A 3,088-nucleotide genomic window follows, 5' to 3' on the forward strand; every position below is an offset into this window, starting at 1 on the left:
GCACGCCGGCATCCATCAGCGCCAGCGAGGTGCCGCAGACGGTGGCCATCGACGACGAACCGTTGGACTCGGTGATCTCCGAGACGACACGCAGCGTGTAGGGGAACTGGTCGGCGCTCGGCAGCATCGGGCGAATGGCGCGCCAGGCGAGCTTGCCATGGCCGATTTCGCGGCGACCCGGCGAACCCATGCGGCCGGTCTCGCCGACGGAATAGGGAGGGAAGTTGTAGTGAAGGAGGAACTTCTCCTTGTACATGCCGGTCAGCGAATCGACATACTGCTCATCCTCGCCGGTGCCGAGCGTGGCAACGACCAGCGCCTGGGTCTCGCCGCGGGTGAACAGCGCCGAACCGTGGGTGCGCGGCAGGACGCCGACTTCGGAGACGATCTTGCGGACCGTCTTGAGGTCACGGCCATCGATGCGCGAACCGGTGTCGAGGATGTTCCAGCGCACGACCTTGGCCTGGAGTTCCTTGAATACCGAACCGATCTGCTCGGAAGTGTACTTGGCATCTTCGCCTTCGGCCGGGGCAAACGCTGCCTTGACCTTCGCCTTGACGGCGTCGACGGCGGCGTAACGCTTCTGCTTGTCGACGTTCTTGTAGGCGTTGCTGAGTTCGTCGCCGACGATCTTCAGCATCTCGGCTTCAAGCGCGGAATAGTCCGGCGCGGTGAAGTCGCGCGGCTCCTTGGCGGCGACTTCGGCCAGCTTGATGATGGCGTCGATGACCGGCTGGAAGCCCTTGTGGCCGAACATGACGGCGCCGAGCATCAGCTCTTCGCCCAATTCCTTGGCTTCGGACTCAACCATCAGCACAGCGTCGGCGGTGCCGGCGACAATGAGGTCGAGCTTGGATTCCTGCATCTCGTCGACATGCGGGTTCAGAACGTATTCGCCGTTGATGTAGCCGACGCGGGCGCCGCCGACCGGGCCCATGAAGGGGACGCCGGAGAGCGTCAGGGCGGCCGAAGTGGCAACGATCGACAGGATGTCGGGATCGTTCTCGAGATCATGCTGGACGACGGTGACGACGATCTGGGTGTCGTTCTTGTAGCCGGAGGCGAAGAGCGGGCGGATCGGGCGGTCGATGAGGCGGGAAACCAGCGTTTCCTTCTCGCTCGGACGGCCTTCACGCTTGAAATAGCCACCCGGGATCTTGCCGGCGGCGTAGGTCTTTTCCTGGTAGTTGACGGTCAGCGGGAAGAAATCGAGGCCGGGCTTCGGCTCCTTCATCGAAACGACGGTGGCGAGGACCTTGGTCTCGCCGTAGGTGGCGAGCACCGCGCCATCAGCCTGGCGCGCGATCTTGCCGGTTTCGAGGATGAGCGGACGACCGCCCCATTCGATTTCCACTTTGTGGTGATTGAACATCTCTTGTCCTTAATATGAGGAAAGGGCCGCGCCGTTTCACGGTGCGCGGAGATGCCCTTTCCCTGGCTTCCTTTCTCGGGCAGCCACGGGCAAGACAACGGGAGGCTCGGGTGATTTCGGCGCGGTGCGCGCGCGAGCGTCCTGCAATCCTGCCCCATGACCGTCCATGGGCGGTTTCGAGTGCCCTCTGCACGATCGAAACCGGGTCTGGCCAGTCGATACGACTGGCAGAATGCGCGACCGGCGGGCTCTCCTTCGAAAGCCCGCCGGTCAATTCGTCAACGACGCAGACCGAGCTTCTCGATCAGCGTCTGGTAGCGCGCGTCGTCCTTGCGCTTGAGATAATCAAGCAGGCTGCGGCGCTGGGAGACGAGAGCAAGCAGACCACGGCGGGAATGGTTATCCTTCTTGTGGTCCTTGAAATGGTCGGTCAGGTTCTTGATGCGCTCGGAAAGGATGGCCACCTGGACTTCCGGAGACCCGGTATCGCCCTTGGCGGTTGCGAATTCACCCATCAATTCCTGTTTGCGCTCGGCAGTAATCGACATCGTGTTTTTCCTTATCTGTTTGAGGAAACGGGTCGCCCTCAGCCGGGATGTCGTCCAGCAGGGGCCGGTGCAAGCAAAGCGTCATAGCGCTAAGCTGCGGCGCATATAGTGCAATTCCCCGGAAAACACCAGCCCAATTCACAAGCCGGCTTTTCAGGCCAAAATGGCAGGTTTATCCCTGTCAAAGCCATTTCTTCCATTTGAAGAAGGCGATCAGCCCGAACGCGACAAGCGCCATGAACAGCAGCGACAAGGGATAGCCGTAGTAGGCCTTCAGTTCCGGCATGTTCCAGGGCGAAGACTCCGGATCGAAATTCATGCCCCAGATGCCGACCAGGAAGGTGAGCGGCATGAAGATGACCGAGACGATGGTGAGATAGCTGATAACGTCGTTGGTGCGCGCCTGGCTCAGCGACAGGTGCATCTCGATCAGGCCGGTCAGCATATCGCGCTGGGTCTCGACCAGCTCGATCAGCCTGAGCGCATGGTCGAGCGTGTCGTTGAGGAAGATCTTGGTCTCGGCCTTCACATAGGGCACATCGTTGCGGATCAGCGTCGCCAGCGCATCGCGCATCGGCCACAGCACGCCTTTCAGCACGTTGGCGTCACGCCGCAATTCATGCAGCTGCCGCATCTGGTGTTTGTGCGGCGAATGCAGCATCTGGTCCTCGATGCTGTCGACCATGTCACCGGCGGCCTCGATCGGCGGAAAATAGCTGTCGACGATGGCATCGATCAGCGCATAGGCAAGATAGTCGGCGCCGCGGGCGCGCAGCCGGTTGGGCGCCGAACTTTCAATGCGCTTGCGCACCGGATCGAATGGATCGCCTTCCCGCTCCTGGAAGGTAACGACGAAGTTGCTGCCGAAGAAGACGGCGATCTGCTCATAGCGGTGCGAGGTGACATCGTCGATCATCCTGACGACGACGAAGGCATGGTCCTCGAAGAAGTCGACCTTAGGCCGCTGGCCGGTGTTGACGACGTCCTCCAGCGCCAGCGGATGCAGGCTGAAAATGCGGCCGATCTCCTCGATCAGCGGGATGTTGGCGAGGCCGGTGCAGTCGAGCCAGAGGACCGGCCATTTGTGGCAATGGGTGTTGAGGTCGTCGATGCTGGCATTTTCGATAGTCTTGAATTTTTCGGGCGAGATCAGCGTCAGACGCAGTTC

The 3,088-nt window shown here is 61.2% G+C and carries 3 protein-coding genes; all 3 read right to left on the minus strand.

What is annotated here, in order from left to right; all coding sequences use genetic code 11:
- Nucleotides 1-1,372: polyribonucleotide nucleotidyltransferase (pnp, locus tag EN994_RS24515; protein WP_127307868.1), on the minus strand; the 1,372-nt coding region annotated here is incomplete at its 3' end.
- Between the two features lie 278 nt (nt 1,373-1,650).
- Nucleotides 1,651-1,962, minus strand: a complete 312-nt coding sequence (rpsO, locus tag EN994_RS24520) for a 30S ribosomal protein S15 (RefSeq protein ID WP_269470859.1) — start codon at nt 1,960-1,962, stop codon at nt 1,651-1,653.
- A gap of 139 nt (nt 1,963-2,101) precedes the next feature.
- Nucleotides 2,102-3,088 (minus strand): magnesium/cobalt transporter CorA (gene corA / locus EN994_RS24525; protein WP_127307869.1); only part of this gene is annotated, 987 nt, incomplete at its 5' end.

Source organism: Mesorhizobium sp. M7A.F.Ca.CA.002.09.1.1 (assembly GCF_003998555.1).
Taxonomy (GTDB): Bacteria; Pseudomonadota; Alphaproteobacteria; order Rhizobiales; family Rhizobiaceae; genus Mesorhizobium; species Mesorhizobium ciceri.